This window comes from Affinibrenneria salicis, assembly GCF_008710095.1.
Genome location: NZ_VYKJ01000009.1, coordinates 153,510 through 166,036, shown reverse-complemented (window position 1 = coordinate 166,036; position 12,527 = coordinate 153,510). Strand labels below are relative to the sequence as shown.

Annotated in this window: 9 protein-coding genes; all 9 read right to left on the bottom strand. The window is 59.0% G+C overall.

Features of this window, described 5'->3' with window-relative positions:
• Positions 1-51 precede the first annotated feature (51 nt).
• On the bottom strand, positions 52-1,557 hold the full coding sequence (locus FJU30_RS17345; RefSeq protein WP_150436237.1) for a serine/threonine protein kinase: 1,506 nt from the start codon (positions 1,555-1,557) through the stop codon (positions 52-54).
• A 26-nt stretch (positions 1,558-1,583) separates the two neighbouring features.
• Complete coding sequence (tssH, locus tag FJU30_RS17340) at positions 1,584-4,223, bottom strand: type VI secretion system ATPase TssH (protein ID WP_150436236.1); 2,640 nt, start codon at positions 4,221-4,223, stop codon at positions 1,584-1,586.
• Between the two features lie 88 nt (positions 4,224-4,311).
• A complete protein-coding gene (tssG, locus tag FJU30_RS17335; RefSeq protein ID WP_150436235.1) occupies positions 4,312-5,355 on the bottom strand; it encodes a type VI secretion system baseplate subunit TssG in 1,044 nt (347 codons plus the stop codon).
• Positions 5,352-7,235: a type VI secretion system baseplate subunit TssF gene (gene tssF, locus FJU30_RS17330; protein ID WP_150436234.1), complete on the bottom strand. Its 1,884-nt coding sequence runs from the start codon at positions 7,233-7,235 to the stop codon at positions 5,352-5,354. Before tssF ends, tssG begins: the two co-directional genes overlap by 4 nt.
• Positions 7,236-7,237: 2 nt before the next feature.
• Complete coding sequence (gene tssE, locus FJU30_RS17325; RefSeq protein ID WP_150436233.1) at positions 7,238-7,813, bottom strand: type VI secretion system baseplate subunit TssE; 576 nt, start codon at positions 7,811-7,813, stop codon at positions 7,238-7,240.
• Positions 7,810-8,646, bottom strand: coding sequence for a type VI secretion system accessory protein TagJ (locus tag FJU30_RS17320; protein WP_150436232.1), 837 nt, complete (start codon positions 8,644-8,646; stop codon positions 7,810-7,812). Before FJU30_RS17320 ends, tssE begins: the two co-directional genes overlap by 4 nt.
• 63 nt (positions 8,647-8,709) lie before the next feature.
• Positions 8,710-9,675: a hypothetical protein gene (locus tag FJU30_RS17315; protein ID WP_150436231.1), complete on the bottom strand. Its 966-nt coding sequence runs from the start codon at positions 9,673-9,675 to the stop codon at positions 8,710-8,712.
• Between the two features lie 34 nt (positions 9,676-9,709).
• Complete coding sequence (locus FJU30_RS17310) at positions 9,710-10,486, bottom strand: PP2C family protein-serine/threonine phosphatase (RefSeq protein ID WP_150436230.1); 777 nt, start codon at positions 10,484-10,486, stop codon at positions 9,710-9,712.
• A gap of 2 nt (positions 10,487-10,488) precedes the next feature.
• Complete coding sequence (gene tagH / locus FJU30_RS17305; protein WP_150436229.1) at positions 10,489-12,402, bottom strand: type VI secretion system-associated FHA domain protein TagH; 1,914 nt, start codon at positions 12,400-12,402, stop codon at positions 10,489-10,491.
• Positions 12,403-12,527 lie beyond the last annotated feature (125 nt).

The window sequence follows — 12,527 nt, the reverse complement described above, 5'->3', positions numbered from 1 at the left end:
GAACTCCCCGCAGAGCTGATTAATCAGCTCTGCGGGACGGCATCATTCTGGTTAACCTGCAGGATTGATAAGCCAGGTGCCCGGCTTATCGATGATCAGCGACTGCTGACGGCGTTTATTTTGACTCTGGATGGTGAGCTGGTGCTGACCGGCGGGCAATTGCATCACGACGAAACCATTGCCGTCCGGGGTGATGGCCTGGCTGTCGTCGTTCAGCAGTACGCTGTCGCCGGGAGACAGTTTAAAATAGACTCGCGCAATCAGCGGCGGCGGCGCGACCGGCTCGGGTTCGGCCGCGGGTTGCTCCTGCGCCGGCGGCTGGGTAGACGCAAGTGCGTCGTCGGCGGCAGTCTGAGCCGGCGCCGGCGCATCGTTTGCGGGCCGTGCCGCAGGCGCGCGTGGCATTGGCTGGGGCTGCGCCGCCGGCGCGTTATTGGCCAGCGCCAGACTGCCGTCATCCGTGTCGTCTTTACCCTGACTGAGCCCGACCATTACGCCGACGAAGGCGGCCAGCGCCATACCGGCGCCGATGCCCAGCGGTTTTAGCCACCCCAGCAGACGCTGTTTTTTCTGCTCCGTCTCGCTGACTTTTTCCGCCTGACCAACCGCCACCAGCATGGTGCCAGGCATCCGGCTGGATGCGCCCACAATATCGTTCACTTCGGAAACGGACAACTCCAGCAGTTGCGCGAATTCGTCAATTACCTGCGGACGATCTTCCGGCCGCAGAGAGAGCGCCTTGTCGATCGCGGTCAACAGCGGCAGGGAATAGCCGGGCGGGCGTCGTTCGGCCAGCGGCTGATACACGTCTTCGATGCTGCGCACCACGCTGACCGGCGGCGGCGACCCGACGATCAGCGTGTGGAGGACGGCGCCCAGCGCATAGATATCGGTCCAGGGACCCTGATCGCCGTCATTGTTTTCTGTGTACTGTTCGATCGGCGCAAAACCGGGTTTCAGCATGGTCTCGGTTTCGTCGGAGAGGTTGCTGATTTCCTTGCGCGCGGAGCCAAAGTCCAGCAGCACCGGCAGAAAGTTCTCCTGAATCTGGATGTTGTCCAGGGAGATATCCCGATGCAGATAGCCTTCCCGGTGAATGGTATTGATGGCGCCGAACAGCGGCGGCAAGAGGCGGCGTATCCACTCTTCGTTAATGATCTCCGGCTGCTGCTGATACAGGTTCTTCAGCGTGGTGCCGCTATAAAACTGAGTTCCCATATAGGCCGTATCGTTCTGCACCCAAAAGCGGATAACGTGCAGCAGGCTGGGGTGGTTGAAGCGGGCCAACAGACGGGCCTCTTTAATGAAACTGTTTAGACCGGCCTGGAAGGTTTTGCTGAAACGCTCTCCGCGCAGGCCTAGCGTATAGTCCTCATTACGCACGGCCAGCGACGACGGCATGTATTCCTTGATCGCGATGGTTCTTTGCAACTGATGATCCCAGGCGCGGTATACAATGCCGAAGCCACCGCCGCCGATGACTTCCTGAATCTCAAATTCATTGAATCGGTAGCCGATAGGGAGCGCATTAGGATTCTTATTGTCAATTTCCGGCATGATGATAACTCTCTGGTAAAGTGGCTTCAGGCTTCAAACTGGTAGTGGAATTCCCCCTGCTCCAGCGAAATCCGCAATTGATGATATTTTTCATCCCGGGCGCTGGCAGCAAGAATTTTCTGACTTATTTGAGGAAGAAGCGTATTGGTCAGAATGGCGTCCACCATTCGTCCTCCGGATTCTACTTCGGTACAACGCTTAACGATCTGTTCAATCACCTCATCCCCGATCAGGGTGGCGATGCCGTGGTTCTTGTTGAGCCGCTGCTCAATGCGGTTCAGCTGCAGCCGGACGATCTGCTGCAGGACGCTATCGCTCAGCGGGTAATAAGGAATGACCAGCAGGCGGCCCAGCAGCGCCGGCGGAAAGACCTCCAGCAGCGGCTGGCGCAGCGCCTGAGTCAGCGCTTCCGGTTCGGGCAGCAGTTCCGGATCCGAACACAGACCGGCGACAATGTTGGTGCCGACGTTGGAAGTCAGAATGATTATCGTATTGCGGAAATCGATATGCCGCCCTTCGCCGTCTTCCATCCAGCCTTTGTCGAACACCTGGAAGAAGATTTCATGCACGTCGGGGTGCGCCTTTTCGATCTCATCGAGCAGCACCACGCTGTACGGACGACGGCGTACCGCTTCCGTCAGCACGCCGCCTTCGCCGTACCCGACATAGCCCGGAGGCGCGCCTTTAAGCGTCGAAACGGTATGCGCTTCCTGAAATTCGCTCATATTGATGGTGATGATATTCTGTTCGCCGCCGTACAGCGTTTCCGCCAGCGCCAGCGCCGTTTCGGTTTTCCCCACGCCGGACGGGCCGCAGAGCATAAATACACCCACCGGCTTGTTCGGGTCGTCCAGTCTGGCGCGCGAGGTTTGCACCCGGCGAGCTATCAGCTCCAGACCATGTTGTTGACCGATAACGCGCTGGTTCAGCGTGTCGGCCAGCTTTAGCACCGCATCAATTTCATTTTTAACCATTTTACCCAGCGGGATGCCGGTCCAGTCGGAGACCACGGTCGCCACGATATTGGCATCGACGGCGGCGAAAATCAGCGGCGACTCGCCCTGCAGCGTCTGAAGACGCAACTGCAGTTCGGCCAGTTCCTGACGCTGGGCATCCGCCTTGTCCACGCCGTCCGTGTCGTCCGTATCGCCGCGATGCAGTTGGGCGCGCAGCGCGATAATTTGATTAATTAACGTTTTCTCTTCCTGCCAGCGCTGCTCCAGCGTCGCCTTTTCCTGCTCTTTTTCACTCAGCGCCAGCCGGATCTGTTCGGCTCTCTGCGGGCCGCACAGACCGACTTTCTCTTCACGCCGCGCGATGTCCAGTTCGACTTCCAGCGCGGCCATGCTGTGACGACAGTTTTCCAGTTGCGCCGGCTCGGCGTGCTGGCTGACCGCTACGCGGGCGCAGGCGGTGTCCAGCAGCGCCACGGCCTTATCCGGCAGTTGCCGGGCGGGGATATAGCGATGTGAAAGACGCACCGCCGCGTCGACGGCTTCGTCCAGCAGCAGGATATGATGGTGCTGTTCCAGAGGGCTGACGACGCTGCGCAGCATCAATAACGCGCGCGCTTCGTCCGGCTCCTGCACCTGGACCACCTGGAAGCGGCGGGTCAGCGCCGGATCTTTTTCAATGTATTTTTTATATTCGGCCCAGGTGGTGGCGCCGATGGTGCGCAGTTGGCCGCGAGCCAGCGCCGGTTTCAGCAGGTTGGCCGCGTCGCCGGTGCCCGCCTGGCCGCCGGCGCCGATCAACGTATGGATCTCATCGATAAACAGGACGATAGGCGTCAGGCTGGACTGGACTTCGTCGATCAGGCTACGCAGACGCGCTTCAAACTCGCCCTTCATGCCGGCGCCGGCCTGCAGCATGCCGATATCCAGCAACCAGAGCTGTACGCCGCGCAGCGGCGGCGGAACGTCGCCGGAGGCGATGCGCTGGGCCAGGCCTTCAACCACCGCGGTTTTGCCCACGCCGGCTTCGCCGGTCAGCAGCGGGTTGTTCTGCCGACGACGCATCAGGATATCGATCATTTGGCGGATTTCATCATCGCGCCCGACAATCGGGTCGAGTTTGCCTTCCCGCGCCCGCGCGGTGAGATCCTGCGCATATTGCTGTAGCGTACCGCCTTTCGCGTTGCCCGGTATGGCGCCTTCCGCCGGCGCTGCCGCCGGTGCGGCGTCCTGCGACTCTTCGCTGCCGTCCAGCATATCGGCGAAATTATCCATCAGCGTATCCGCATTCAGACGGGAAAACTGCGGGGAGATGGCGAGCAGGCTCTGACGCAGCGCGTAATTTTTCAGCAGACCCAGCATCAGATGGCCGCCGCGGATACGGGCGGCGTTGTAGGTCAGCGAGCTGTAGACCCAGGCGCGCTCCACCGCGGTATCAATATGTTCAGAGAGATCGGAGATCGAGCTGGCGCCGCGCGGCAGACGATCCAGCGCGGCGACGATATCCGTCGCCAGCTGCGGCTCGTCCAGTGAAAAGCGGCGGATGATATGCTGTAGATCGCCATTCTGCTGCTGCATTAACTGATGCAGCCAGTGAACCAGTTCAACGTAAGGATTGCCGCGGAGTTTGCAGAATGCGGTAGCACCTTCCAGCGCGCTGAACAACAGGCCATCCAATTTGCCGAATAACACGGCTCGACTGATTTCTGACATAGTTTCCCTTTACGATGATTGATTCATCCACAGATAAATAACGCTGGCCGGCGGATGGCCAGCGCGAAGGCTTCGTTCTTTATGTTGTTTACAAGTGTTCCGGCGCGTAGACCAGATCGCCTCGCTCGCAGACCTGCGGTTGCCGGCCCAGCCAACTGGACAGGCCGAGCCGCTGCGCGCCCTGTAGCCGCGTACTGGCGACCTCGTCGGCGCGCAGCACCAGTTTTACTTCCCAGACATATTCAATACCCAGATATTGCCTTACCCAGTCGCGTAGCTGGATGGATAAAGGCGTTCCGGGCAGCAGTTTTTCGTATTCGGCGCGGGTGAGCGGCCCCATCTCAATGATGAATTTATGCTGTACGTCGCGCGTGGCGACGCCGAGAAAGGCATCCTGCCCCAGTCGAGGCGCGCGTTTGCCGGCCCGCAGCTGCGCCTGCTGGCGGGTGTCGATATTCAGCCAGTGCGGCACGTTCTCGATAAGGCGTACCGGTACATTGAAATAGTAACGCAGGATCTTTTCCAGCCCTTCCACGTCGTGACCGTGGCGGGTCAGATGCCCGGATAGCGCATAACGGGCGTGTTCATTGACGCTGTCCGCGTTTTTCTGCGCCGGTTGCCCCATGCCGATCAAACTGGCCAGATAATGTTCGAAACGATGATCGTCAGGCCGATCCTGCGAAACCGTCGGCTGCGCATCGGCCCACGCGCGGTAAAACAGCAGCGTCAGCCGGTGGTGGAACATATCGGCAAAGGCGGTTAGCGTCGGATCCTGATGGTGATAGATCCGCTCGCGCGCATATTCGGTGATGTGCAGGGGCAGCGGGCCGTTAGGCCCAAACAGTCCGAAGCTGTAGATACTCACATCATGAATATTTTTCCCGGCGCGCGGCGTAATTTTCGCCAGCGTGGAGGGCGCGAACGACAGGGAGGGTTCCTGCCCCAGCCTCACCGGTTCGTGACGCGGCAACTGGCCGCGCCCCAGCGGATAGCTTTCGCCGCCCTGAGCGTCGATCCAGCGCAGCAACTGGAACAGATCATAGCGGTACGGCGCCTGCATCCGTTTGGGCCAGAAATCATCCGGTAACCGGCGTGCGCTGGCGATCGTTAACGTTGAGGCGTTCTTGCTCATATCAACGCCTTTTTGCCCATGCGCGCCGGCCAGAAGCCGATTTCGCCGCGTTGCTGACTGCTCAGACTCATCTCCGTGAAGATATTGATCGCCACCAGACGCGAGAACAGTCGTTCCAGCACGCTGCCCAGCAGCCACGGGCTGGAGCCGGAAAAGGGCTGTTCATCCACTTCCAGTTCAATCCCCACGCCGCGGCCGAAGACGATGGGGCCTGGCTCGGGTATGCGCCGATACACTGGTTTCAGCGTGCAGTGGCGGATGCCCTCAATCTGACGAGCGATGGCAGGTTCGGCCATATTGGCATACAGGCCGAGTAACTGACGCAGCGCCGATGCGCCCTGCTGGGGCTCGCCATCCATCAGGCTCAGGTAGTTCATTTGCAGGTGGCTGATAAGACGCCAGACCGCCGCGCCTTCCGCCAGCGGCGGACGCGGCGGGGTCGGGCCTTTGCGCAGTGAGACCTGACGAATCGGCACCGAGTCCGGCATGGCGAACGCGCCCTGGTTTTGCTGAATCAGCAGCAGGGGCAGATCGCGGCTGGTGCACATGACCTGAGCCGACAGATACTTAAGGTCGGATCGCCACGGAGCGTGTTGCTCATCGACCAGCGACAGAAAGACCTCCGAGCCGATATAGCCGGTGCGCGTGCCGTAGCGACGGGTGCTTTCCGACAACACGCGCTGTTCGCGGCGCAGCGAGAAGTAGGCGCCGTAATTACCGTTGTCCTGGCCGAAGGTGCTCCAGAACGGACGAAACAGCTGTTCATGCTGGCGGTCGCTGTCGGTCGCATACAGTTTTTGTACCGAGAAAATCTCATAATCCAGCGGACGGATATTATCCACCACCAGGTGATATTCGTTGACGCCTTCATGTATCTTCAACCGCTCGGCGTTTTTGGGAAACAGGTTGATTACCGGCGTACAGTGCAGAGCCAGATGACTCTTGTCCACCACCTGTTCCAGTTTGGCGTTGCTGTGGTCGAGCAGAATAATGATGTCGAAAACCCGCTGATTCTGAGTCTGTTTCAGCAGCGAGCGCATACCGCTTATGCTGAAAAATTGCAGACGGGCGGGGAAGGCGAAATATTCCTGCAGCAGCCGATAGCCGTCGAAGTTGCGCAGATCGCCGGGCAACAGCGCCTGTTCGCTGTCAAAGCCTTCGTGCTTCAGATTTTCTTCCGGCAGCGTCAGGTAGCGCGGCGGTTCTCCGGACTCTCCCGGCACCTGGCAAACAATGCCCACGTTATGCTGCATGATCAGTTCCAGCAGCGACTGTGCCTGAATATCCGGGCCGCTGAGGAAAAATATCAGCTGGTTGATATTAAGATGATCGAGATAAACGCTGTCGTAGCACTCCAGTCGGATACGCAACGCGCTCTGGATCCCCTGCTGGCTGAAGCCGAGCTGCGAGAGCGGCAGGTCGGCCGGAATGCCGCTCAACTCCACCTGTTTGATGGTGACAGGGTGGAGCGTGACGTCGTGCGCGGTGGTGTAGCTACAGGTGACGCCGTTTTTTTTCAGCGTCTGGCTTTCCATCATGGTGCCGCGCGGAACGAGAAAGCCATTGCTCAAATCGCCCTTGGCGCTGTCGGGCGTCAGTTCGGCGATGGCCATCGACGGCGTCGGCGCCAGATAGTTGGGCGCGATCATCTCCAGCAAACGCTGGGAAAAACGCGGGAATTCGGCGTCCATTTTGAGCTGAATGCGGGAGGTCAGGAAGGCGAACCCCTCCATCAGCCGCTCGATGTAGGGATCGGCGACCTCAATACCCCGCATGTTGAGCCGGCCGGCCACTTTAGGGTAGCGTTCGGCGAATTCGGCCCCCATTTCCCGCAGGTAGGCCAGCTCACGGTTATAGTAATCGAGTAATTTGCTGTCCATCGTTAGTCCATATCTTTCAGTTCAAAATGGCCGTTTTCCAGATCCACGTCGCTACGAAACAGAAACTCCAGCGGATAGGGAACACACCACAGGCGCCCTTTAATTTCGATAGACAGGACGTTGTGTAAGTCGAGCGAATGGGTATCTGAGATACAGCGTACCTGTAACCCCTGTGGGATGATGCGCGGTTCGAAAGACAAAATGGCATCGGTTAATTTCCGCTGAATATCGTTCCATTCAATATCGGACATTCGTTTCCCGGCCAGCGGCGCTACGCCAAAGTTGTAGGTGGATTTCCTGACCTGAGGATAAGCGCTCAGATCCTGAATCGCCTCACTGTTGATGCAGTTAAATAGCCACTGTAGATCGCGCAGTACGGTGCGGCGCAGCGCCTTATGCGAAATAAGGCGGCTGCCGGCCGCATCTTTTTGCTGATCCGGCGCGTTGTCGGTCAGCCGGTCGAGCAGCGTGGGCAGCATTTTATCGCGCGGCGTCAGCGAGTCTTTGTTATCGCGTTGGTGGAAACCGTGCTGGCTGTACGACGCGTCGCGATCTGAATACCGGGATGACTGACTCATGCGGCGCTCACATTCTGGCTAAAACTGAGGGCGACCAGCGACAGTAACGGGTAATCGTTCTGATCGTTGAGCCAGGTCTTTTGCCCGTGGCCGATAAAGCGATCTTCCGTTGGTTGCGACCAGACGGTGGTCCGGGCCAGCAGTTCGTCATTGCCCGCCTGCAGGCCAAAGGGATAACGGACCGGGATCTGGCAGACCTGCTCCTGGCCGTCGATCAGGCTGACGCGCGAATGGCGCCAGACCAGATCGCCGGCGCTGCCCGGCGGCAGAAAATTGATTTCCGCGATGGCGCCAAACGGCACCCAGTAGTAAACCCCGTTGATGGCCAGTTCGCAGATCGGACCGAGCCGGCTGTCGCCGTCGGCCAGCCAGTCGAACGTATGCTGTTCTTCGTCCGTATTTTCTCCGCCGGCGGACAGCGTGAGCCGGCCCGGATTCAGCGGACATTCGTCCAGCGCCTGAGCCCGCAGCTGCGCGGCGAAATCGTTTTCTCCGCGCGTCTCCGCCTGCAGCGCATCCACCATTTTGTTGACCCAGTCGCGGCCGTGATTGAGTATCTGCGGCCGAGACTGGCCGGCAAACACCTGCTGGCGCTCGATTTCACCGGCGATCGCCTGATCCAGCAGAGTGACGGTGGGGCCGGCGATTGGTTTAAGCGCCAGCCAGGATTTTAACTGCGCCCGGGCGCGCGTCCAGTTACCCGCCAGGCACAGCAACTGCGTCAACGCGGCGCGCAGATCCGCATCGGCCGGACGGGCTCTGATATCGTTTTCCAACTGGCTGATCGCCTGCGCTATCGATTGGCCGGCAACCCGTTCGGAAAGTAAGTGCATAACATGTCCTTATATCGTTGCGCTCCGGTTCTGGCCGGAACGGCGAAAATTCAGCTGGCTCAACTAACGCGGCGCATGGATTTCCCGGTATACGCCGATAGCCGGATCCTGGAGTTCGGGATAAAAGTTCTCGACCAGCAGAATATTGGCGATGGCCTTACGGCTGAGATGCGGCGTCCAGGCCTGACGGACGGCGTCCAGACGCTGTTTCAGGACGTTGGCGTTCCGGGCCTGTTCTTTGTCAATCTGCACCACCAGCGTCGAGTCATAGACCCAGGCGTGCTGAGCCTTGCGGTACGGCAGCACCAGCCAGCTTTGCGGCAGGTTTTTCTCCTGCAGAATCAGGCGTTGATTGTTGGCTTCCATCACGTGGATATTTTCCGCTTGCTCCACGCTCAGCCCCGCCATCGGATATCCCTGAATAAAGGCGACGTCGGTGGGCTGCAGTTTGCCGTTGACGGTCAGCGAGAGACGAGTTTGCCCGCTCAGCCATTTATCGTCGCCGCAGGTCAGCGACTTATCGTCGGGAATAAACAGCGCGTCGCCGGCGCTTTGTCCCCAGTAAGTGCGAAAGGCGCAGCCGTCAGGCAGCTCGAAGCGCTGCCAGGCGGTGCTGTCGGCGCGCGGCGACAGCTCGGTCGGCAGTTCGGCCGCCGGTTTTTCCGGCAGCGGCGCGATAGCAACCTGCACTTTCCAGTTTTGATTCTTCTGTGCGCTGCCGCTGGCGATATCCTCGCCCTTTTTGTTGTTGAATTGCCATGAAATAGACTGCAGCGAAGGACACTGGTGCTGCAACAAATTGCCCAGACGCGGCATAAAGTTATTGAGCACTTCGCTATCCCGGCGATCTTCGCCGGATACGATACGCAACGGGAGCGTGTTGCGACACCAGCTTTCGGGCTGCGTATCCTTCACGTTGTCGATAAAAACTTCAAGCTGCAGTGACGGTGAGGAAACCACGCGATAACTCTCGGCCGCCGCGGGGGCGGCCGCCAGTAGCGGTAATATCCCGATTATCCAGTATTTCATACTATTCCTTAAACGGTATGAGTCGATAAGCCAGTCAGTCGTGCAAAGGCAGAAAGCGTTCCGCTTCCGCCTGCGAGTGCAGCAACGTTGTTTCCTGTGGTTCGCCGATCCAGATTGCAATAGCGCTGTAGTTATCGTTGATCTCGCTTTTCTTAATGGCCTGCTGGAGCAGGGTAAGCCATTCTTGCGGCGAGTTGACCATATGTAAAGACTGCTCCAGCTCGCTGGTGGAAAAACCGTGCCAGAAACCATCGGTGCACAGCAAAAATGCGTCGCCATCCTCCAGTTGCAGGACATCGCCATAACTGGCGTCGCGCTCTTCATCCATTCCCAGAGCAAAGTAGAGCAGGTTGCCGTTAATGCCCTGGGTCTGGTAGCCGGCGTCTTTCATTTGCTGGATCAGGCTATGATCGGTGGTGACATGGTACAGATAGCCGCGGCGAAACAGATACAGACGGCTGTCGCCGGCATGCGCCCAGTAGGCTAACTGATAGTCGCGGTCGATAAATAAACCAACCAGCGTGGTGCCCATACGGCCGTAGTCGGCGTGGGTTTTCTGCTGCTGGCGGATACGGTCGTTGGCCTGGTTAATGTAGTGGCGAATCTGCTGGGCATCCAGATGATTTTCGCCGTCGAACTGGCGCAGAATTTCGTCCCGCGCCAGCCGGGCGGCCACGTCGCCGCCCGGGAAACCGGCAATGCCATCGCAGACGACAAAGCAGGCCGAACGTTTACCGACGATTTCACCGGTCTGATCCTGATTGCTGGCGCGCGTGCCCTGATTTGATATTGAGGATATCGTTATATTCATCATTATTCCGGGTTAGCCTGTGAGTCCTTGTACTGGTTAACTTCGACATCGTAAGCGTGGAGGAACGCCTCACCAAACAGGGTGTGGAAGTCATCCTCTATTTCCCCGGTGGTTTTCTGATAACTTTTGACAAAGTGATCCCACAGCGCGGCTTTGCGGCTGCCCGGCAGCGACAGACGAGACGTGCTGCCTTCGCGGCGCGCTTCTTCTTCCAGCCGTTCCGGGTTAAAGGACTGCAGCATCGCGGCGATGATTGCGCGGATCCCCGCTATCATGCCCAACTGGTGGGCCTGCAGGTCGATCAGCGCATCGCGCACGGCCTGTTCCGGCGGCATAAAGCCCGGCATATGGCTGCCGAACATCTGCATCAGCACGGTCTTACCGGACGGCAACAGTTTGAACGGGTTATTGGCCTCATCGAGGATCATGGTCATCTCGGCTTTTACCCCGCGTTTCAGGATCGAGCGTGAGGAGAGCAGGGCGACCGTGCCTTGCGAGAACAGGCTTAGCAGACGGCCTAATTGCTGCATCTGCGCCTTGTCGAATTTAGGCGACGGCGACATGTCGTTGAGGCCGATGCCGGCCAGCAGCGCCTGCAGCAGTTCGCCGCCGAGCATTTCTGTATCGTGAATCTGCGGCTGTTGACCTGGCCGCGTGTAGTCGACGGGGTCGATGCCCAACCGGGCCGACGAGCGTGATGACCCGCGTGCCGGCATGGCCGGCGCTTTGCCATAAGGCGCCGCGCCGGCGTCCTCTTCGATGAAGTCCGGATAGTCCTCGTCCGCCGGCGTTATATCCGGCTGCAGTTCGCTATGAATCGGCTCCGGTTCCGGTTCCGTCTGTCGGGCTGGTTCCTGAGCGGCGGCTCGCGGCGGCTCGACGGGATCGGGATACGGCGCCAGATCCTGAGCGGGCGCGCTGTGCTGGACCCGTTCGGGGATAATGTCTTCGATCGGCTCTTCCGGCCGCGGCATATCCAACGGCGGCAGAGGTTCGCTTGCCGCCGGCTCCGTTGGCGTGGACGGATGTTCCGTTTGGGCGGCGGGCGCATTAGGCTGACTAAGCGGAACGGCATTATCCGTCAGAATACCCAATGGATCGTCGTTGCCGATTGTTTCGCCGCCGCCGTTGCCGAACAGGGCCAGCGGATCCAGCTCATCTTTGCTGTTTTTGCTGCCGGAATCTGCCGGTCTGGCGCTGTTTTGCCCCGCCAGCAGCGTGCTGGGCGTTGCATCCTGCAGAATATTTTCCCGTTGAAAGGTCGGGTCCTCTTTGAACAATTCGGCGGGATCGGTTTCGCGACGCTGAAATTGCTGCAGATCGGCAGGCGTTTCGATTTGCTTCAGCGGATCGGCCGGGTTTATCTCCTGAGCCAGCGGCGCTTCGGTCAATGGATGCGCCGCATCGTTGAAGACGGGCGCGCGTTTTGTGACCGGAATATCAATAGAAAATTCCTGCGCCAGGCTGTCCCAGATTTCGCTGGGAATGGCGGTCGAGCCGTTATTGGCGGCCGGCTCAACCGGGGCTGGCGCTGGCGCAGGTTGCGGCGCGGCGACATTCCGTGTCGCCTGAACGCTGGCCGCGGGCGGTTGCGCCGTCAGTTGCTGGTCGCTGAGCTGCAGCTGGTAATCACCAATGCCTAAAATATCGCCTTCCTGCAGTTCAACCTGGCGCCCGCGCTCCAGTGGAATATCATTTAACATGACAAGGGTGACATTGCCCCGGTTAGTGATATGACATTCGCCGTTGGATGAAATATGCACGATGGCCTGCAGACGTGAGATAGCCCGATCGTCATCAGGGAGAACCAGATTATTGTCCACGCTGCGCCCTATCGTGCCCCCGGGGGCCAGAAAGTCGCAACTCATCTGCGGTGGCTGCTCTCCACTTTTACTTTTAATGATGGTAAATCGCATATGTTTGCCTGCTAAATGACTGGATACGATGCAACGAGTTATTCAGGAGTTACCCTGACGTGCGTGAGAAACGCTATTTTATCATCGGGACCACCGGTTACTGTCGTCCTGATATGTCCGGTGAC